The organism is Bradyrhizobium sp. SZCCT0148, from assembly GCF_018129985.1.
GTDB classification, from domain to species: Bacteria; Pseudomonadota; Alphaproteobacteria; order Rhizobiales; family Xanthobacteraceae; genus Bradyrhizobium; species Bradyrhizobium japonicum_H.
The window spans coordinates 18,160-38,156 of record NZ_JAFCKT010000003.1 but is presented as its reverse complement, the minus strand read 5'-3'; the positions used below and the strand labels follow the sequence as shown (position 1 = coordinate 38,156).

The 19,997-nt window shown below is 63.9% G+C and carries 16 protein-coding genes; 6 read left to right on the top strand and 10 right to left on the bottom strand.

Annotated elements, in window-relative coordinates; genetic code table 11:
• The first annotated feature begins 145 nt into the window (after positions 1-145).
• Both JQ580_RS12000 and JQ580_RS11995 read left to right on the top strand, forming a co-directional pair.
• Positions 146-1,108, top strand: coding sequence for an acetyl-CoA carboxylase carboxyltransferase subunit alpha (locus JQ580_RS12000; protein WP_212280275.1), 963 nt, complete (start codon positions 146-148; stop codon positions 1,106-1,108).
• A 478-nt stretch (positions 1,109-1,586) separates the two neighbouring features.
• A complete protein-coding gene (locus JQ580_RS11995; protein ID WP_249134134.1) occupies positions 1,587-3,104 on the top strand; it encodes a L,D-transpeptidase family protein in 1,518 nt (505 codons plus the stop codon).
• A 168-nt stretch (positions 3,105-3,272) separates the two neighbouring features.
• On the opposite strand, the gene JQ580_RS11990 is transcribed toward JQ580_RS11995, so the two are convergent.
• The 7 genes from JQ580_RS11990 to JQ580_RS11960 all read right to left on the bottom strand — a co-directional run bounded on the left by JQ580_RS11990 (position 3,273) and on the right by JQ580_RS11960 (position 10,808).
• Positions 3,273-3,968, bottom strand: a complete 696-nt coding sequence (locus JQ580_RS11990) for a branched-chain amino acid ABC transporter ATP-binding protein (RefSeq protein WP_212280273.1) — start codon at positions 3,966-3,968, stop codon at positions 3,273-3,275.
• Positions 3,961-4,692 carry an ABC transporter ATP-binding protein gene (locus tag JQ580_RS11985; protein WP_212280272.1) on the bottom strand — a complete coding sequence of 244 codons (732 nt, stop codon included), beginning with the start codon at positions 4,690-4,692 and terminating at the stop codon, positions 3,961-3,963. Before JQ580_RS11985 ends, JQ580_RS11990 begins: the two co-directional genes overlap by 8 nt.
• The gene (locus JQ580_RS11980) at positions 4,682-5,782 is read right to left on the bottom strand and encodes a branched-chain amino acid ABC transporter permease (protein WP_212280271.1); all 1,101 of its coding nucleotides are present in this window, start codon (positions 5,780-5,782) and stop codon (positions 4,682-4,684) included. Before JQ580_RS11980 ends, JQ580_RS11985 begins: the two co-directional genes overlap by 11 nt.
• Before the next feature lie 6 nt (positions 5,783-5,788).
• On the bottom strand, positions 5,789-7,003 hold the full coding sequence (locus JQ580_RS11975) for a substrate-binding protein (protein WP_212280270.1): 1,215 nt from the start codon (positions 7,001-7,003) through the stop codon (positions 5,789-5,791).
• Between the two features lie 4 nt (positions 7,004-7,007).
• Entirely contained in the window at positions 7,008-7,865 is an 858-nt protein-coding gene (locus tag JQ580_RS11970; RefSeq protein ID WP_094973564.1) for a branched-chain amino acid ABC transporter permease, read from the bottom strand.
• Positions 7,866-7,964: 99 nt separating this feature from the next.
• Positions 7,965-9,479 carry an amidase gene (locus tag JQ580_RS11965; protein WP_212280269.1) on the bottom strand — a complete coding sequence of 505 codons (1,515 nt, stop codon included), beginning with the start codon at positions 9,477-9,479 and terminating at the stop codon, positions 7,965-7,967.
• Between the two features lie 144 nt (positions 9,480-9,623).
• Complete coding sequence (locus tag JQ580_RS11960; protein WP_311982450.1) at positions 9,624-10,808, bottom strand: substrate-binding domain-containing protein; 1,185 nt, start codon at positions 10,806-10,808, stop codon at positions 9,624-9,626.
• Between the two features lie 179 nt (positions 10,809-10,987).
• Between JQ580_RS11960 and JQ580_RS11955 the strand changes: the two genes are divergently transcribed.
• Positions 10,988-11,422: a MarR family winged helix-turn-helix transcriptional regulator gene (locus JQ580_RS11955; protein WP_212280267.1), complete on the top strand. Its 435-nt coding sequence runs from the start codon at positions 10,988-10,990 to the stop codon at positions 11,420-11,422.
• Between the two features lie 198 nt (positions 11,423-11,620).
• On the opposite strand, the gene JQ580_RS34300 is transcribed toward JQ580_RS11955, so the two are convergent.
• The gene (locus tag JQ580_RS34300; protein WP_409363201.1) at positions 11,621-12,025 is read right to left on the bottom strand and encodes a DUF6006 family protein; all 405 of its coding nucleotides are present in this window, start codon (positions 12,023-12,025) and stop codon (positions 11,621-11,623) included.
• Positions 12,026-12,352: 327 nt separating this feature from the next.
• Between JQ580_RS34300 and JQ580_RS11950 the strand changes: the two genes are divergently transcribed.
• Positions 12,353-12,775 (top strand): response regulator, encoded by a 423-nt coding sequence (locus JQ580_RS11950; protein ID WP_212280266.1) that lies wholly within the window; start codon positions 12,353-12,355, stop codon positions 12,773-12,775.
• Here the strand turns inward: JQ580_RS11950 and JQ580_RS11945 are convergent.
• Positions 12,726-14,252, bottom strand: coding sequence for a sensor histidine kinase (locus JQ580_RS11945; RefSeq protein WP_212280265.1), 1,527 nt, complete (start codon positions 14,250-14,252; stop codon positions 12,726-12,728). The two genes, JQ580_RS11950 and JQ580_RS11945, sit on opposite strands and share 50 nt — an antisense overlap.
• A gap of 272 nt (positions 14,253-14,524) precedes the next feature.
• On the bottom strand, positions 14,525-17,365 hold the full coding sequence (secA, locus tag JQ580_RS11940; protein ID WP_212280264.1) for a preprotein translocase subunit SecA: 2,841 nt from the start codon (positions 17,363-17,365) through the stop codon (positions 14,525-14,527).
• Positions 17,366-17,717: 352 nt separating this feature from the next.
• Between secA and JQ580_RS11935 the strand changes: the two genes are divergently transcribed.
• Together JQ580_RS11935 and argJ are read left to right on the top strand one after the other, a co-directional pair.
• Positions 17,718-18,626: a peptidylprolyl isomerase gene (locus JQ580_RS11935; protein WP_212280263.1), complete on the top strand. Its 909-nt coding sequence runs from the start codon at positions 17,718-17,720 to the stop codon at positions 18,624-18,626.
• Between the two features lie 124 nt (positions 18,627-18,750).
• Complete coding sequence (gene argJ, locus JQ580_RS11930; protein WP_212280262.1) at positions 18,751-19,992, top strand: bifunctional glutamate N-acetyltransferase/amino-acid acetyltransferase ArgJ; 1,242 nt, start codon at positions 18,751-18,753, stop codon at positions 19,990-19,992.
• The last annotated feature ends 5 nt before the right edge of the window (positions 19,993-19,997 follow it).

The following is a 19,997-nucleotide window of genomic DNA, read 5'->3' as shown; positions in this document are numbered from 1 at the left end:
ATCTCCGCAGAAAGAGCCGGGGCCTTCGCATGATTTGCCGGGCCCGCTCACGAGCACACAGGCCAACTCATTGAAGAAGCTACAGTTCTTTCCGCCGGTCTAAATCCGCTTCGCCGCCTCGCCCCGTCCTCCCTATATTGAGTTGATGCAAGACCAGATGCGCAGCTATCTCGACTTCGAAAAGCCCGTCGCCGAGCTCGATTCCAAGCTCGATGAGCTCAGGGTCATGGCGGCCTCCGGCACCGACATCGCCGACGAGATCGGGCGGATCGAGGACAAGGCGGCGCAGGCGCTGGCCGACCTCTATCAGAACCTGACGCCGTGGCAGAAGACGCTGGTCGCGCGGCATCCGCAGCGGCCGCACTTCAACGACTTCATCAAGGGGCTGATCACCGAATTCACCCCGCTCGCCGGCGACCGCAAGTTCGGCGAGGACGAGGCGCTGGTCGCAGGCTTCGGCCGTTTTCGCGGCGAAGCGATCTGCGTGATGGGCCAGGAAAAGGGCGATTCCACCGAGAGCCGCATCAAGCACAATTTCGGGATGGCCCGGCCGGAAGGTTATCGCAAATGCGTGCGGCTGATGGAGATGGCCGAGCGGTTCGGACTGCCCGTGCTGTCGCTGGCCGATTCCGCCGGCGCCTATCCCGGCATCGGCGCCGAGGAGCGCGGCCAGGCCGAAGCGATCGCGCGCTCGACCGATGCCTGCATGGCGCTGACCGTGCCGAACGTCGCCATCATCACCGGCGAGGGCATGTCGGGCGGCGCCATCGCCATCACCACCGCCAACAAGGTCTTGATGCTGGAGCACGCGATCTACAGCGTGATCTCGCCGGAAGCGGCGTCCTCGATCCTCTGGCGCGACGGCACCAAGGCGCAGGAAGCCGCCAACAACATGAAGATCACCGCCCAGGACATGCTGCGTTTCGGGGTGATCGACAGCATCCTCAAGGAGCCGGTCGGCGGCGCCCACCGCGACCCCGCCGCCATGATCGCCACCACCGGCGACGCCATCGCCAAGGCCTTCGATGAGCTCCGGGGGATGGACGGGACCGCCATCCGCCAGCAGCGACGGCAGAAATTCCTCGATATCGGCCGGAAACTGGGCTGATTCGTCCAGTTTACGGTGCCGTGGGGTGGGCAAAGCGAAGCGTGCCCACCGCTGCCAATTAAGAGGACCGGCTCGTGGCACGGCGCTTTGCGACTTTGCCCACTCTTCTGGACCGCCCACGGGCCTCCCCGGTAACCCTGCGTTAACCCTTTTTTTGCCCAAATCAGCGATCTGAGTCCTGTACCGGCCGCAAGGCCCCAGTTCCGGCCTGATTTAAGTCTCTATTGACCACACCTTCGGGCCAACGGGCTCGTGATCCCCGCTCGGGTTGCGACCACCTGACCCAGAGGTTAGAATTTTAATCAATGGCTTCAGGGCATAGCGCTGGAGCGTGAGCTGACAAAACCCGTCACGACGGGTTCGCCGGTCGGATCATGCTTCATACGAATTGGGGTTCGCGCTATCTGCCCGGCACGCTGTGGGGTCCGTCTTGATTTCTCGTCCGCTTGCTCGCGCGCTTTTGGCTTCGGTTGCGCTGATGACGGCCAGCGTGCTGCTGGCCGGCTGCGACACCGACCAGGTCTCGCTCGCGACCAACGCCAAGGCCAACCAGCCGGTGCCGCCGAAGCTGATCGCCGCCATGGCCGAGAAGGACATGGATCTGCAGTCGCCGATCCTGGTGCGCCTGTTCAAGCAGGAGGCCGAACTCGAGGTCTGGAAGCAGGCCCGCAACGGCCAGTTCGCTCTGCTCAAGACCTATCCGATCTGCCGCTGGTCGGGCGATCTCGGCCCCAAGGTGCGCGAAGGCGACCGCCAGGCGCCGGAGGGATTCTACTCGATCAACCCGAGCCAGATGAATCCGCAATCGGCCTATTACCTCTCCTTCAACACCGGCTATCCGAACGCGTTCGACAAGGCGCTGGGCCGCACCGGCTCTCAGCTGATGGTGCACGGCGACTGCTCCTCGCGCGGCTGCTACGCGATGACGGACGAGCAGATCGCCGAGATCTATTCGCTGGGCCGAGAGTCCTTCTTCGGCGGCCAGAAGGCATTCCAGCTGCAGGCCTATCCGTTCCGGATGACGCCGGTGAACATGGCCAAGCACCGCAACAATCCGAACATGCCGTTCTGGAAGATGATCAAGGAAGGCTATGATCATTTCGAGGTGACGCGGCAGGAGCCGAAGGTCGATTTCTGCGAGAAGAAATACGTCTTCGACGCGACCCGCCCGCCCGATGCGAAGCGCGATCCGGTGTTCGACGCCTCGGCCAAGTGCCCGGCCTATGTGATCCCCGAGGACGTCGTCGCCGCCGTGCGCGGCAAGCAAGCCAGGGACGAGGCGGAATACGCCAAGCTGGTCGCCAAGGGCACGCCGGTGGCGCGCATGAACACCGGCATCGACGGCGGCATGAACAAGATCTTCGCCGCAAAGATTCCGGAAGGCTCGACCGGCCTGTCAGAGGGCGCCGAAGGCACCACGCTGCAGATGCTGGCGATGGCCAAGGCGCCGGGCACGATCCCCGGCCACGTCAATCCGCCCAAGCCGAACCTCGACAGCGTGGCGTCCGCGCCCGCGCCGCAGGAAGAGCCGGTCGTCGCCGTGCCCGCGGCCAGCACCCGCGTCGCCTCGGCTCAGCCCACCGAGAAGCCACAGGACAAATCCGGCGGATTCTTCTCCAATCTTGGCCGCAAGATGGGCATGGGCTCGTCCGAGACGACCGCCACCACCCCGCCGCCGCAAGCTACGGCATCCGTGGCCCCGACCGCCGCGCCCGTGACCCCGCCGACCGCAGCGTCGCGGCTGAAGGCCACTGTCGCCCGGTTCGTGCCGGGCCATGACAAGTCCAAGGAAGCGGCGAAGGATGCGCCGAAGCCGGCTGCGACCGCGGCTGCCAAGCCCGCCGAGCCGGCGAAGCCCGACACCCGCCTTGCCCAGACGCGGCCCGCGCTGAAGCCGTCAGTGTCGGATGGCGCCGGTGAAGCGACGCAGATCATGGGCGCCGCGCCGGTGGTGTCGTCGAACTCGTTCGAGAGCAGGTTCGGGGCGGTGAAGTAGGCGTGCGGCGCACGCCTCTCTTATTCTCCGCCGTCATTCACCGCGAACGCGGGGAATCCGGCATCCAGAAACGAGCTGATGCAACCGAGAGCCTACGGCGTACTGGATGCCCCGCCTTCGCGGAGCAGGACAGCTGAAGCGGTGTGGGGCGGTGCGCTTCACGCAGCCCTACGGCGCCAGATACCGCACCAGCTCCGGATTGTCTCTCACCTCCCCCGCCTCCCCTTGCAGCGCGACCCTCCCGCGGTCGAGCACATAGGCGTAATCGGCGACGCGGAGCGCGAGGTCGAGATGCTGCTCGACGATGATGACGGCGATGCTCTTGGCGAGCTCGATCAGGCGCTCGGTGATCTCCTCGATGACGCCGATCCAGACGCCTTCGGTCGGCTCGTCCAGCAGCAGCAGCTTGGGATCGCCAAGCAGGGCGCGGCCGATCGCGAGCATCTTGCGTTCGCCGCCAGAGAGCGTGCCGGCGGGCTGGTCGAGGCGCTGGCCGAGCTTGGGAAAGATCGTCAGCACGTGGTCGACGGCGTCGGCCTTGCTGCTCGCGAGCGAGCCAACCGCGAGATTGTCGCGCACCGACAGGCGCGCGAACACCGAATGCTCCTGCGGCACGTAGCCGATGCCGGCGCGGACGCGGTCCTGGGTGGCGCGGCGGCTGATGTCGCGGCCGTCGAAGGCAACCTCGCCCTTCCACGCCGGCAGCTCGCCGACGATGGTCTTCATCAGCGTGGTCTTGCCGGCACCGTTACGCCCGAGCACGGCGACGCCGCCACGCCAGGGGATGCCGAGGGTGACGTCGAACAGGACCTGGCTGCGGCCATAGCCAGCGTCGAGGTGTTTGATTTCCAAAAATTCAGGCACGGCGCAGATAAATCTCCTGGACGGCCTTGTTGGCCTGGATCTCCGACACCGTGCCGGACGCCAGCACCTTGCCCTGGTCGAGCACGGTGAGGCGATCGCAGATGTCGCGGATGAAATCGAGGTCGTGCTCGACGATGACGAGCGAGCAATGCTGCTTGATCGGCTGCAGCAATTCGCCGGTGACGCGGCGCTCCTCCAGGCTCATGCCGCCGGTCGGCTCGTCGAGCAGCAGCAATTTCGGCTTGCCGGCGAGCGCCATCGCGATCTCCAGCCATTGCTGCTGGCCGTGCGACAGCGCCGCTGCGGCCTCGAAGGCGCGGTCGGCGAGGCGGAATTGCGTCAGCATGGTCATGACCTGCTCGTGCAGCGCATCCCGCGTGCGCGAGAACAGGAGGTCGACCAGCGAGGACTGCGCCTGCAATGCGAGCAGGATGTTGTCGTACAGCGTCAGCGACGGCAGCACGGATGTGATCTGGAATTTCAGGCTCATGCCGGCCCGCGCCCGCTCGGTCGGCGTGAACGCGGTGATGTCGGTGTTGACGAACGAGACCTTGCCCTGCGTCGGCACTTCGGCGCCGGCGATGCACTTCATCAGCGTGCTCTTGCCGGAGCCGTTCGGGCCGATCAGGCCGTGGAATTCGTTCTCGCCGACGCTGAGCGCGGCGCCGTCGAGCGCTGTGAGCTTGCCGAAGACTTTCTGGATGCCGGCGGCTTCAAGGAGCATTGCGCTTCTCCTTGACGTCTTCCCTGGGTTTCGCACCGAAGCTGCCGACGCGCTCGCGCTCGCCGAGCACGAAGCTGATCAGGCCGAGCGGCCGGAACAGGATGACGAGCAGCAGCAGCACGCCGAGAATGATCGGCCAGATGTCACGGTAATTGTCCGAGAGCCAGAAGCTGACGCCCTCGACGATGACGGCCCCGATGACGGCCCCGATCAGCGTGCCGGAGCCGCCGAACAGCACATAGAGCACGACTTGCGTCGAGACCACGACGCCGACCATGTTGGGCCAGACGAAGCCTTCGTGGAAGGCGTAGAGGCTGCCCGCCATTCCCGCGACGGCGCCGCCGATCGCGAAGATGATCGCTTTCAGGTGCTGCGCCTTGTAGCCGAAGAAGGCGATGCGCTGCTCGTTTTCGCGCAAGCCGGCGAGCGCCAGCCCAAACTGCGAGCGCACCAGGAAGCGGCAGAGCAGATAGACCACGACGAGGATGCCGAGCACGAGATAATAGAAGGCAGGGCCTTCGGTGAATTCGTAAGAACCGAGCGACATCGGCGCGATCGAGGGAATGCCGTTCTGGCCGCCGAGATAATACCAGCCGCGCGCGAGGCGATCGGCGGCATAGGAGCCTGTCAGCGTGCCCAGCGACACGAAGATCACGCTGGAGGGATGCCGCCCCAGCAGCAGGAAGCCGCCGAGCAGCAGCGCGAAGGTAAGGCCGATCAGCGTGCCCGCGGGCAGCACCAGGAAAATGTTGGTGATGTCGAGGTCGCGCGCGAGCAGCGCCACGCCATAACCGGCCGAGCCGAAGAACAGGGCCTGGCCGAAGCTCATGATGCCGGCGTAGCCCCAGACCAGATCGAACGACAGCGCAAACAGCGCCAGGATGATCACGCGGGTGGCGAACACCGTGAGATAGTCCTGCAGCAGCAACGGCGCGAGCAGCGCCGCGACCAGCACGACGCCCTCGACGATCGGCAGGATCTTCCGCGTCGACGTTTGCTTCGCCGTCCCGCTGCTATCCATGACGGCGCCCGTCTCCCCGCCGATTGCGGCGGGGATCGGCTGTTTCACTGCACCCATCGACTTCGGCATTCCGCTTTAGCATTCTTTGGGATCGACGAGCCCATCGCTGCGGCCGACGATCTCGTAATTCCCGGCCTTGGCAACCGCGGTGTACATCTTCATCTTGCAGTGCCGCTTGCCGGGAACCATCTCGGCAGGTCCGCCCGGACCTTCGGCGATCTTGGCATGGTCGAGCGCGGCGGCCACCGAATCGCGGTCGACCTTGCCGGCCTCCTTCACCGCGGCTTCCCACAGCTTGAGACCGCGATAGGTGCCGGTCGCGGCGCTGCCGGCGGCGAACAGGAAGTTGCCGGGGAAATCCTTTTCGTAGGCCGCCTGGATCTTGGCGTCGAACGGGTTCTCCTTGGTCAGCACCTTGAAATAGTCGAGGCAGCTGGCGAGCCCCTCGATCTCGGCGGCCTGATTGATGTTGAGCGTGTTCTCGTCGTAGTAGACGCAGGCCAGACGGCCGCCGTTCTTGAGGAAGCCGGCTTCATAGAGCTGCTTGAAGAACGGGCCGACGCCGGGCGGAATCACGGTGTTGAAGACGACGTCGACCTTGTTGGAGATGATGCGGTTGACGGTCGAGGAGAAGTCGACCTGGTCGAGCGGATAGTATTCCTCGAACACGACCTCGCCGCCATTCGCCTCGATCACCTTGCGGGCATAGACGTTGAGCGTGTGCGGCCAGACATAGTTGGCGCTCGGCAGCGCGAACTTCTTGCCGCCGTTCTTGATCAGCCAGGGAATGAAATCGTCGCACTGCTGCGCCGGCGTCGGCCCGGTGCAGAACAGATAGGGCGTGCACTCCTTGCCCTCGTAGAGCTGCGGATAGATGTAGAGCGTCTTGCCGCGCGCCACGATGGGGTCCTTGATCGCGTTGCGCATCGAGGAGGTGATGCCGCCCAGCACCATGTCCACCTTGTCGCGCTGGATCAGCTTTCGCACGTTGCCGACGGCGACCGATTCGTTCGAGGCGGTGTCCTCGATGTAGAGCTCCAGTGGGCGGCCGAGCAGGCCGCCGGCGGCGTTGATCTCCTTGATCACCATTTTCGCGACGTTGGCGTCGGCGTTTCCGGCATAGGCGATCGGGCCGGTGAGATCGGTGGCGATGCCGACCTTGATCGGGGCTTCGGCGGCATTGGCCCAGGGCGCCGGGATCACCCAGCTGCCGACCCCGGTCGCGACCGCGCCGGAGGCGAAAGCGAAATTGGACAGAAAGCGGCGGCGTGAGAGCTGACGATCGAACATGTGACTAAACCCCTTTTCCAGCGATGAGGCCCTGCGGGCGGAATTTGATGAAGGCAATGGCGAGAACGAAGACGAGGACGTCGGCGACGACGGGCGCCATGATCCACGGCAGCGCGGCGCTGAGCGTGCCGATGACGCCGGCGCCCGCGACCGGCCCGATGAAGGAGCCGACACCGCCGACCATCACCGCGACGAAGCCCTGGATCAGGAAGCGCAGGCCGAGATCGGCATAGAGGCTGAACACAGGCACGATCAGCGCACCTGCAAGGCCGGCGAGCGCGGAGCCGAATGCGAAGGTGGCGCCGTACATCAGCGGCGTGGAGATGCCCGAGGCCCGCGCCAGCGATGGATTCTCGAGCGTGGCGCGCATGCGCAGGCCGAAGTTGGTGCGTGACAGCAGCAGATAGCAACCGGCCATCACCAGCAGCGTGATGACGATGATGGTGAAGCGCCAGGCCGAGATGTGCATGGCGCCGATGTCGATCGAGCCGCCGATCGGCTCGGGCACGGTGAGGTAGAAGCCGCCGATCAGGCCGCGCACGGATTCGCGGATGATCAGGCCGAGCGCATAGGTGCCGAGCATGGCGACGATCGGCGCGGCGTAGAAACGCCGGATGATCAGGGCCTCCAGCACGAAGCCGAGTGCGCCGACCACGAAGGGCGCGGCGACCATGCCGGCCCAGATCGGCAGGCCCTTGGCGTAAGCGAGATAGGTGATGTAGGCCCCGAGCAGGACGAACTCGCCCTGCGCGAAGTTGAAGATGCCCATCATGCTGGCAATGATCCCGAGCCCCAGCACGATCAGGACGATGATCGCACCGAAGCTCAGGATTTCGAACGCCGCGACGAACGCGTTAGCCATGCGATAGATTCTTACTTTGACGCGTTTTCTTCACGCGAACCGGTATCCACTTCGCTCGAAAACGCTCTGGTCTTGCGTCCGCCCGCATCAATGCCGCGCTCACATCTTCTTCCAGTCGCCGATCTGCTCGAACGCATGCGCGGCACGATAGATGGTGGATTCCTCGAACATCCGGCCGACCAGCATCAGGCCGACCGGCAGGCCGTCGACCATGCCGCACGGCAGCGACATCGCCGGATGATGGGTGATGTCGAACGGCGCGGTGTTGGAAATCATCTCCAGTGCGCGGGCGACGTAGTCCTCGCGGCTGGCGGTCGGCTCCGGCAGCTTGGTCGCCTTCATCGGCGTCGTCGGCAGCAGCAGCAGGTCGTAGTCCTTGAAGGCCTTGTCGTAAGCAGCGGTCAGGCGGCGCGAGATGTTGAGCGCCTTGCCGTAGTAGCGCGGGCCGAAATTGTTGTTGATGTAGGTGCCGAGCAACAGGAACAGCTTTGTCGTTTCCGACAGCGAATCCGCCTGGCGCCGCCAGCCGCGATGGAAATCCATCAGCGTGGTGGAATAGAGATCGGCGCGGGACAAGCCATAGCCGTCGCCATACATCATGGTCTGGGTCATGCCCTCGGTGCCGATCGGGGTCCAGATCGCGGGGCCGGCGAGATGCATCGGGATCGAAACGATCTCGACCGTCGCTCCCAGATCCTTGAAGCGCTTGGCGGCCTCCCGGACGCTTTCGTTGACGGCGGCCTCGGCGGTCGCCTGCTCGAAGCCCTCCTTCAAGATGCCGATCTTCATGCCCTTGACGCCCTGGCCGAGCGCCTTGGTGTATTCCTCGACCTTGGGAGCCTTGATGCGGGGATCGTAACCGTCGTCGCCGGCGAGCACTTCGAGCAGCAGCGCGTTGTCGGCGACGGTCGCCGTCATCGGGCCGGTGTGGTCGACGAAGATCTCGATCGGCATGATGCCGGTGTAGGGCACGAGGCCCCAGGTCGGCTTCATGCCGTAGGTTCCGCAGAACGACGACGGCATGCGGATCGAGCCGCCCTGGTCGCCGCCGATCGCCATGTCGACCTCGCCGAGCGCGACGACGACGCCGCTGCCCGAGGACGAGCCACCGGCCGAATAACCCATCTTGTGAGGATTATGGACGGCGCCAACCGCGTTGGTGTGACTGCCGCCCGACATGCAGAAGGATTCGCAATGGACCTTCCCTGCGATCTCGGCGCCGGCGTCTAGCATGCGCGTGACAATGGTGGCGTCGAAATCGGGCACATAGCCCTCGAGCGTCGCCGAGCCGTTCATCATGGGAACGCCGGCGAGCATGATGTTGTCTTTCAGCGCAACCGTCTTGCCCTTGAGCTTGCCCGAACTGGCGCCTTTCACCGTCGATTTGCGATACCAGGCGTTGCGCGGATTTTCCTCCGGCGAGGGCCGGTAGCCCGGCGTGCGCGGATATTTCACCTCCGGCACCTCGTCCGGCATCGCCCCCACGAGATTGTAGGCCTCGATCGAGCCCTGCATCAGGCCGCGGAAAGAGGTGACGTCGTCGTCGGTCAGCGAAAGGCCGCACTGCTTGGCGACATCGAGAAGCTGGGCTGGCGTGGGAAGGACAACTGTCACGGCGCTCTCCTGAAGTTTCCTGATCGGCGCGCGGCCAAGATTTGCGCGAGATGCGCATCGGCCGGCCGAAACATTCAAAACGGAAATATTTTCCTTTTCAAGTATTATTTTGCGGGAGGGCGAGAGCGGATTGCCGCGCCGGAGTCAGACCGGCTTGATCAGCTTGAAGTCGAGGCCATCGGCCTCGGCGAGGTACATCTGCATCCGGGCGTGACCGTTGCGCACCGTAACCGTGCCGCGCGCGCCGGCGTAATCAATGTTGCGGCCCGCGGCGAGCATCGGCGCCATCGACAACGAACCGGCCTTGCTCGCGACGGCTTCGAGGAAGCGCAGGCCTTCATAGCTGGACTGGCCAAGCGAGCCGATCGGCGGCGCGCTCGCGCCGAACATCGCGCGATAGCGGCTTTGGAAATCGTCATTGGCGCGCGAGCCGACGCCGGGGAAGTAGCCGGAGGCACAGAACATGTTCTCGCTGTTGTCGGCGCCGATACCGAGCAGCACGGTCTCGTCCATCGCACCGGCGAGCCGCAGCGTGGTTGCACCAAGGCCGCTTTCGCCAAAGGCGCGGTTGAAGGTGATGCTGTCGGTGCCGATCAGCGAAATCAGGACCACATCCGGTCTCGCGGCGCGGATACGCTCCAGATGAGCTTCGTGGTTGTCCTCACCGAGCGGAACGAACTCCTCACCGACGACGCATCCGCCGGTTTCCCTGATGTAGCGCTTCACCGCGCGATGCGACTGCCACGGCCAGACATAGTCGCTGCCGATCAGGTACCAGCGCTGCGCCTTCTTGACGTCGGCGAGCCAGTGGATCGACGGTCTGCTCTGCCAGCGCGGCGTCTCGCCGATCGCCATCACGCCAGGCGTACGCTCGCCGCCTTCATAGACGGGCGTATAAATGTAGGGGATCCGGTTCGCGGTGGTGATCTTGCGCAGCGCGACGCGGACCGCGCTGGTGTGCATGCCGATGATGAGATCGATCTCATCGTCGACCACCGCCTGCTGGGCGCGGTTCAGAACACCGTCGAGCGGGCCGCCGGCGTCGTAGATCGACAGTTCGATCTCGCGTCCCAGAATGCCGCCACGCTTGTTGATCTCGGCGACCGCGAGCTGCGCGGTGTTGGTTGCGCACGGCCCCCAGATGCCGGGCGGACCGCTGCAGCAGATGAAGCAGCCGACGCGCAGCTTGTTGACGTCGCGCCGTCGAAGGAAAGCGTGATCGCTCGGCGACAACGCACCGTGGGCCGCCGATGACGACAGATTCCTGAGCAGCATGGACGGCGGCAACGCCGGACCGCCGTGAGCCGGGAAGTTTACCGTCGCGCGCACGCCAACTCCTGTCTGGCACCAGACCTGAAAGCACATTGTTCGGGCGGCCGCGGCCTCCGCCCTTTTGTTAGGCAAACATCCTATTTTGAAAATATTGAATATTCAACAATTGAAGTGCATATAGATGCAGCATTGATTGCAAGACATTCACTCATTCGGGTCAAGACGAAGTCTTAGCCGTGGCAAAACTAAACACTCCAATCACCGAACACCTCGCTTATCTGCTCGCGCAAGCCAACCGGGAGATCAACCGGCAGCTCGAACTGAGGTTGAGCAAGGAAGGCGTTCCCGTCGAACAATGGCGCATCCTTAAGGTGCTGTCGGACGGCAATGGCCACTCGATGGGCGAACTCGCGGATGCCGTGCTGCTCAACCATCCGACGCTCACCAAGATGATCGACCGCATGGTCTCCGACACGCTGGTCTATCGCGTGCAGGACCCGAACGACCGCCGCAAGGTGCTGATGTTCATCTCCGACCGCGGCAAGGTGCTGAGCAAGAAGCTCAACTCGCTCGCGGTCGACCAGGAGGAGCACATCCTGGAGAGCTACGGGGACAAGTCGACCAGCGAGCTCAAGCGGCTGCTCGAGAGCTTGATCGACAGCTCGAATTAGAGCGCTGAATCGAGCGTTGAGGCCTTGCGAGGCCGACACGCTCATCCGCCATTCAATGCATGGAGAGAGGACCTCCATGAAAGCACGCGCGCTGTTCGCGCCGGCATTGGTGCGCTCACAGAGCGCCCCGGAATCTCATTCAGTTCTCGAGGCTCGCCTCGAGTCCGGGCGGAAATGAGCAAGCGCCGCCAAATTGCATCATCGCCAGCACGAGAGGCGATAGCGTTGGCCGTTCCATGTCGTCCAGCCCGCGGACTTGTTGCTGACCGGTTTGGCCAAATACCATCTGTTGCCGTCGGCATGGTTGAAGTATACGCCGCCCTCCGATCCGCTGCGTGGATTTGTCAATTTCACCCATCGCGAGCCATTATCCGAGAAGCTCCCTGCCCATCGTGCTCCCGAGCTGGTGGTGCAAGTGTCGCCGTCGCAGCTTGTCTGACTGTCATCAACGGCAGCCCATTTCATTCGGGCCGGCCGGCCGTCTATGTTGCACGACCATGTTCCGCCCCACCATCCGCCCACCTGGCTCGCAGGGGCGGAATCGCAAGCGTAGAAACTCAGGGCAAGAACACACAAGGTGGTTGGCAGCGTACGTATGGACATTGTCTGGCTCCTCTTACGGCCCCCGTGCAATTCAACCAAAACACGGATTGAGCGCAGCAGAGGTGAACCAGCTCACAATGAGCAGTAGCAAAAGATTGATTGATCTACCCGCAGGCGTTCTCAAATGCGATGCCGCGTTACGCGGACAAGTGACCAACGAGCTCAAGTGGGAAGGCCCGATCAACAGCTCGAATTGACGCCGTCTGCAGCGGCGATCGGCGATCGGGCACAACCGCCATGGGAACAAAAGGCGGTACGGCAGGTTGATGGCTGCCCTGCTGTAAACGAAAACGGCCGGTGGCGCCGACTGGTCGCATGGGTCACGAAATGACACCTTCAGTTTTGATTGTCGAAGACGAAATCTTTGTCGCCAGTGACATTGCTCGCATCCTGGAAGACGCGGGCTATCGCGTGGCCGCGATCGCTGCGGATCGTAAGGAAGCCCTGGAAGCTGCGCCGAAGGCGCAGATCGCACTGGTCGACATCAATCTCCGCGACGGTTCCACCGGACCGCAGATCGCACTCGACCTGGCGCGCGATTATGGCACCAAGATCGTCTACGTCACCGCCAATCCCGCGCAGATCGTTCCCCGTGCGGAGACGGCCATCGGCTTCATCCGCAAGCCCTTCAGCGACGATGCGATCCTGACCGCGGTGCTTCACGCTGCCGGAGAAGCGGCTGAACCGCGCTCGCCGGATGTCACGTTCTTTGCGGCGCCGGTCGGCTCAGCGAGCTCTTTGGAATCATAGCCACGGCGCGGAGCCCCTCCGGCTTCCAATCGTAGGTCATCTTTCCGCCGAGCTGACTGGACATGCTCAAGGCGATCAGCTTGGAGCCGAAGCCTTCCACCGTGGGCGCCGACTTGATCTGCGGACCTCCACTTTCCGTCCACGCGACGACGACATCGTCGTCCGCCTGGCTGACGTCTACGGCAACGCGTCCATCAAGCGCCGAGAGCGCGCCGTACTTCGCAGCGTTGGTTGCCAGTTCGTGAAACGATAGCGCCAGGGGCGTCGCGGAGCGGTCGTCGATACGGAAATCCTCGCCCGTGATCAGGACCCGGCTGGCCCCCGACTGGTAAGCCGACAGAAGTTTCTCCAGAAGCCCCTTCAGCGTCGCCTGGACCGAGGTCGGCTGCGAGCGGGCGCTGTGCGGACGCACGAAATCATGCGCCTTGCCGAGCGACATGATGCGGGACCGCAGTTCATCCGCGAGCCCCTTGAGCTGCGGATGCGTACGCGTCGACAGGCCGATCAGGCCATTGATCACGGAGAAAATATTCTTGATGCGGTGGCTCAGCTCTTGGCTGATCATCTCGCGCTGCTCCATCAGCAGCTTCTGCTCGTGAATATCGGTGCATGTTCCGAACCAGCGCGTGATGCTTCCGTTGGCATCGCGAATCGGCAAAGCGCGCCCGAGGGTCCAGCGGTAATTGCCCGCGGCATCCCTCAAGCGATACTCGATCTCGTAGGGCTCGCCGGTCCGCAGAGAATGCTCCCATCTCTCCCAGGCCTTTTCCTGATCGTCGGGGTGGAACATGCCGTTCCAGCCCTCGCCGTCGGTCGAGCCTTCCGGCACGCCCGTGAATTCGTACCATCTGGCATTGTAGTAATCGTGGTGGCCGTCAGGCAGCGTCGACCACACCATCTGCGGCATCGTATCGGCCAGAATGCGAAACTTCTGCTCGGTCTCCGAAAGCGCCTGCTTCGCAACCGCCTCGCTCGCAAGCTGCATCTTCGTGGTCTTGCGATGCCCCATCGCACCCACGACCTGGGCGGCCATGACGCGCAGGCCCTGCTGTTGCAGCGGCGTCAGGCCAGCTCTCGGCTTGCGATCGATGACGCAAAGCGAACCGAGCGGAAAACCGTCCTTAGTCAGAAGCGGCGCACCGGCGTAAAACCTGATGAACGGGTCCCCCGTGACCAGGGGATTTTGCGCGAACCTCGAATCCAGCGTCGCATCGGGCACGACCATCAGGTCCGAGCCCAGCATGGCGTGCGCACAAAAGGAGGATTCCCGCGGCGTCTCGGAGACGTCGATGCCATGCTTCGCCACGAAGCGCTGCATCGTGTCGCCGACTACACTGACCAGACAGATCGGTGCCTCGCACAGCGCCGCTGTGAATCGAGTCAGCTCGCCGAAGCCTGCATCATCGGAAAGGCCTTCGAGATCATGCGCCGCGAGGATTTCGGTTCTGGTTAGCGGGAGATTGTCTGCAGAACTCATGAAACGGCCTTAACCCCGGCGCCCACGCAATTATCACCGAGCGATGTTGCCCGGCATGATGGCCGCCTCCTCCCACGCCAACGAGCGTCCCGAATTGCATTCCGATCGTCGTCGCGGGGTCAGGCACGCGGACAGCGTTGTCCCCTTGCAACGTGAGCGCACGCCCGCAAGGTCATGACAGATAACAGCAGCGATTGAAGGCGGTTCCATCCGTGCCCGGCACGGATGGAACATGATTGAACCGCACCGGCAACAGCCGGCAGGTTGGTCGATCAGGCATACCGCCCGTGGCAGTGTTTGTACTTCTTGCCTGAGCCGCAGGGGCAATCCTCGTTGCGGCCGACCTTGCCCCAGCTGGCGGGGTTGTTGGGATCGCGCAGCGCGGCGTCGGAGGTCTGGGCTCCAAGCGAGACGTTGGCGATGGCCATTTCGTCCTCGCCGGTGTTGGGGTCGAACTTGTGCGCCTCCATCGGCGGCAGCACGGGCGCTTCCTGCTCCGGCGGAACGATCTCGACCCGCATCAGCTGTGCCGTGACCGCCTCGCGCAGATGCGCACTCATCTCCTGGAAGAGATTGAAGGCTTCGGTCTTGTACTCCTGCAGGGGATCGCGCTGGCCGTAACCGCGCAGGCCGATCACCTGGCGCAGATGGTCGAGCATGATCAGATGCTCGCGCCAGAGATGGTCGAGCGTCTGCAGCAGGATGGTCTTCTCGACGTAACGCATCACGTCGGGGCCCCATTGCGCCACCTTGGCCGCCATGTGCTCGTCGGCGCGGTTCTCGATGCGCGTGAGCAGCTCCTCGTCGGCGATGCCCTCTTCCTTGGCCCATTCGTCGACCGGCAGGTCGAGATCGAGCACGCGCTTCAGCTCTTCCTTCAGGCCGGCGACGTCCCACTGCTCGGCATAGGCATGCTCCGGCACGTGCTTGGCGACGAGATCGTCGATGAAGGCGTGGCGCATGTCGTTGACGGTCTCGGCGACGCTCTCGTCCTTCATCAGGTCGATGCGCTGGTCGAAGATCACCTTGCGCTGGTCGTTCTGGACGTTGTCGAACTTCAGGAGGTTCTTGCGGATGTCGAAATTGCGCGCCTCGACCTTCTGCTGCGCCTTCTCCAGCGCCTTGTTGATCCAGGGATGGATGATGGCCTCGCCCTCTTGCAGGCCGAGACGCTGCAGCATGCTGTCGAGGCGATCCGAGCCGAAGATGCGCATCAGATCGTCTTCGAGCGACAGGAAGAATTTCGAACGGCCGGGATCGCCCTGACGGCCGGAACGGCCGCGCAGCTGGTTGTCGATACGGCGGGATTCGTGGCGCTCGGAGCCCATGATGTAGAGGCCGCCGGGCTTCCTCACGGTCTTGGCGGGCTTGTTGCCCTTCGCCGGCTCGATCTCGACGACCTCTTCGGCCTTCAGCACGATCTCGCGGAAACGCTCGACGTCGGCCTTGATCTGCTCGATCTTCCTGGCCTTCTCGGCCTCGTCCTCGATGCCCGCGGTCTCCTTCGGGATGCGCATCTCGAGTGAGCCGCCGAGCTTGATGTCGGTACCGCGTCCCGCCATGTTGGTCGCGATCGTGATCGCGCCGGGCACGCCGGCCTCCGCGACGATATAGGCTTCCTGCTCGTGGAAGCGCGCATTCAGCACCGCGAACAGTTTCGCCGGCTTGCCGGCGCGGGCGGCAGCGTAGAGCTTGTCGAGCGCGTTCTCCTTGGTGAAATCGATCTGCTTGTAGCCGTTCTTCTTGAGGAACTCGGCGAGCACTTCCGACTTCTCGATCGATGCGGTGCCGACCAGCACAGGCTGAAGCCTCGCATTGGCCCGTTCGATTTCGGCCAGGATCGCGCCGTATTTTTCCTGCTGGGTGCGATAGACCTCGTCGTCCTCGTCGAGGCGGCCGATCGGCACGTTGGTCGGGATCTCCACGACTTCGAGCTTGTAGATGTCGAAGAGCTCGTCGGCTTCGGTCAACGCCGTGCCGGTCATGCCGGCGAGCTTCTCGTACATCCGGAAATAATTCTGGAAGGTGATCGACGCGAGCGTCTGGTTTTCCGGCTGGACCTGCACGTGCTCCTTGGCTTCCAGCGCCTGATGCAGGCCTTCGGAATAGCGGCGGCCGGCCATCATGCGTCCGGTGAACTCGTCGATGATGACGACCTCGTCGTCGCGCACGATGTAGTCCTTGTCGCGCGTGAACAGCGTGTGCGCGCGCAGCGCCTGGTTGATGTGGTGCACGACGGAGACGTTCTCGACGTCGTAGAGCGACTCGCCCTTGAGCTGGCCGGCATCGCGCAGCAGGGTCTCGATCTTTTCCATGCCCGCTTCGGTCAGCGTCACCGTGCGCTGCTTCTCGTCGACGTCGTAGTCGGTCTTGTCGAGCTTGGGCAGGAAGCCGTCGATGGTGTTGTAGAAATCGGAGCGGTCGTCGAGCGGGCCGGAGATGATCAGCGGCGTGCGCGCCTCGTCGATCAGGATGGAGTCGACCTCGTCGACGATGGCGTAGAAGTGCGGGCGCTGGACCATGTCCTCGAGCCGGTACTTCATGTTGTCGCGCAGATAGTCGAAGCCGTATTCGTTGTTGGTGCCGTAGGTGATGTCGCAGGCATAGGCGGCCTTGCGTTCGGCATCGTCGAGGCCGTGGACGATCACACCGGTGGTCATGCCGAGGAAGCCGTAGATCTGGCCCATCCAGCCGGAGTCGCGGCGGGCGAGGTAGTCGTTGACGGTGACGACGTGGACACCCTTGCCGGCGAGCGCATTGAGGTAGACCGCGAGGGTCGCCACCAGGGTCTTGCCTTCGCCGGTCTTCATCTCGGCGATGTCGCCCTCGTGCAGCACCATGCCGCCGATCAGCTGGACGTCGAAATGGCGCTGGCCGAGGGTGCGCTTGGCGGCCTCGCGGACGGTGGCGAAGGCGGGGACCAGCAGGTCGTCCAGCGTCTTGCCCTCGGCGAGCTGCTTCTTGAAGTCGGCGGTGCGGGCCTTGAGCGCCTCGTCGGAGAGCTTCGAGACCTCGGCCTCCAGCGCGTTGATCGCGTTGACGCGGGACTGATATCCCTTCACCCGCCGGTCGTTGGCGGAACCGAAAAACTTGCGGGCGAGCGCGCCGATCATGCCTAGTTCCTATGTTCGCGATTTAACCGCGTTGGGCCCAAGAAGTTGTCACCCGCCCGCCTATCAACTCACCGTGACGCCTCGCGGCGTCAGAGCCCGGACTGCGGGGTCATCCGCCATATGGGTGGGAATTGGGCAAGTCTGGGTTCAACGGCCAAAAACGCAGCAAAATAAACGCCATCGCCATGGTCGCGACCGGGCAGAGATATGGCCCGGTCAGGGCCTTGTCAACGGCGGGCGCATTGCGGCTAATTCATCATTTTGACAGACTTTTCGCGTTGCCAAGCCCCCCTGAATTGGGCGAGTGTCCGCCCCGCTCGAGCAGCCCCCTGCTTCAACATAAGGATTTTTCATGACCACCTCGTTCCCGGTAACCAAAACCGGCCTGCGCTTCGGCCTCGCCACCGCCCTTGTGGGCTGCCTTGCGCTGGCGCTGATCGCAGGTCCCGGCCGGGCTGCCGACGATCCGGTCCTGGCAAAGGTCAATGGCGCTGAAATCAAGAAGAGCGACGTTACCATGGCCGAGGAGGAACTCGGGGCGAGCCTCGCCCAGATGGACCCGGCGACCAAGGACGAAAACGTCCTGTCCTTCCTGATCGACATGAAAATCGTCGGCAAGGCCGCCGAGGACAAGAAGGTCGCCGACAGCGAGGAGTTCAAGAAGCGCCTGGCATTCGCCCGTACCCGCCTGCTGATGGACAGCGTGCTGGCTCAGGAAGGCAAGGCCGCTACCACCCCCGACGCCATGAAGAAGGTCTATGAGGAGGCCTCCAAGCAGATCACCGGCGAGCAGGAAGTGCGCGCCCGCCACATCCTGGTCGAGACCGAGGACGAGGCCAAGGCGGTGAAGGGCGAACTCGACAAGGGCGCCGATTTCGCCGAACTGGCCAAGAAGAAGTCCAAGGATCCGGGCTCGGCAGATGGCGGCGATCTCGGCTTCTTCACCAAGGAGCAGATGGTGCCGGAATTCTCCGCTGTCGCCTTCGCGCTAGAGCCGGGCAAGATCTCCGACCCCGTCAAGTCGCAGTTCGGCTGGCACATCATCAAGGTCGAGGAAAAGCGCAACCGCAAGGCGCCTGATTTTGAGCAGGTCAAGGCCCAGATCGAGCAGTACGTCACCCGCAAGGCCCAGGCCGACTACGTCGCCAAGCTGCGTACGGAAGCCAAGGTCGAGCGGCTGGACCAGCCGGCGGCGGATGCCAAAGCGGCCGACACAGCCAAGCCGTCCGACAGCAAGATGGCGCCGCCTGCAAAGAAGTAACACCGCGAAGCCGTAAGAATTCGCTGTCACTTCACGGACGCCAAGAGTATCTAACGTCGCAATGGCCGGGCCACTTGATGGTCCGGCCATCTGCATATCCAGACCCCACCAAGGCGCCCCCGCGATGTCCTCCTCCGTCTCTCCCCTCGCCCCGAAAAACGTTCCCGATATGCCCGTGATCGCGGGCGTTCGTCTTGCGACGGCCGAGGCCGGCATCCGCTACAAGAACCGCACCGACGTGCTGCTGGCGGTGATGGACAAGGGCACCGCGGTCGCCGGCGTCTTCACCAAATCGAAGTGCCCCTCCGCACCGGTGGAATGGTGCCGCGCCAAGCTCAAGGGCGGCAAGGCGCGGGCGCTCGTCGTCAATTCCGGCAACGCCAATGCCTTCACCGGCAAGACCGGCCGCGCCTCCACCGCGCTGACCGCGAAGATCGCGGCCAAGGCGGTCGGCTGCAGCGAGGGCGAAATCTTCCTGGCCTCGACCGGCGTGATCGGCGAGCCGCTGGACGCGACCAAGTTCGACGGCGTGCTGGGCCGACTGGCCGAAACTGCCGAGCCCGCGGATTACCTCGCCGCTGCCAAGGCGATCATGACCACCGATACCTTCCCGAAGGTGGCGACCGCGACCGTCAAGCTCGGCAAGGCCAGGGTAACCATCAACGGCATGGCCAAGGGCGCCGGCATGATCGCCCCCGACATGGCGACGATGCTGTCCTTCATCTTCACCGACGCACCGATCGCGCCGGCAGCCCTGCAGGCGCTGCTCAAGGCCGGCGTCGAAGACACCTTCAACGCTGTGACGATCGATGGCGACACGTCCACGTCGGACACGCTGCTGGCCTTCGCCACCGGCGCTGCCGCCGAGCACGGCGCCCCGAAGATCAGCCGCGCCAGTGATCCGCGCCTGAAGGCGTTCGTCAAAGCCTTCAATCAAGTGCTCGCGACTCTTTCCGAGCAAGTGGCCCGCGACGGCGAAGGCGCGCGAAAGCTGGTCGAGATCACGGTCGAGGGCGCCAAGACCAAGGCCTCGGCGCGCAAAATCGCGATGTCGATCGCCAACTCGCCGCTGGTCAAGACCGCGATCGCCGGCGAGGACGCCAATTGGGGCCGCGTCGTGATGGCGGTCGGCAAGGCCGGAGAGCCGGCCGATCGCGACAAGCTCTCGATCTCCTTCAACGGCATCCGCGTCGCCAAGAGCGGCGCGCGCGATCCGTCCTACGATGAAGCCCAGGTGTCGGAAGCGATGAAGGCGCCGGAGATCGCGATCAAGGTCTCGCTCGGCCTCGGCAAGGGCCGCGACCGCGTGCTGACCTGCGACCTCACCAAGGAGTATGTCGCGATCAACGGCGATTACCGGTCATAGCGAAA